We start from the raw sequence: 248 nt of genomic DNA on the forward strand, positions 1-248 counted from the left end.
GGCGGGTCATGCTAGCCGAGGGCATGTATCCCATGCCCTGCACGAAGTACTTGAAGGCCTCAGCGAGCTTGGCCGGCTGGGAGATCTGCGGGAGGCCGCCACAGTCCGCCATCTTGAGGAGAGTGGTCTTTGTTGGGTCCAATTTTGAGTTGCACTCCACCACGGCATCCACTGCAGGCGAGCTGTCCCCAACCACCAACAGAGCAGGGCACTGCAGGGTGACTGTGTGGGTTCCCGGCATTGGTCGC

1 protein-coding gene is annotated in these 248 nt (G+C 61.7%); it reads right to left on the minus strand.

Annotated features, from left to right (window positions below; translation table 11 throughout):
- A partial coding sequence (locus L9G74_RS23250; RefSeq protein ID WP_369123397.1) for an alpha/beta hydrolase family protein occupies window positions 1-241 on the minus strand: 241 nt, incomplete at its 3' end.
- Window positions 242-248 lie beyond the last annotated feature (7 nt).

Source organism: Shewanella electrica (genome assembly GCF_022321485.1).
GTDB classification, from domain to species: domain Bacteria; phylum Pseudomonadota; class Gammaproteobacteria; order Enterobacterales; family Shewanellaceae; genus Shewanella; species Shewanella electrica.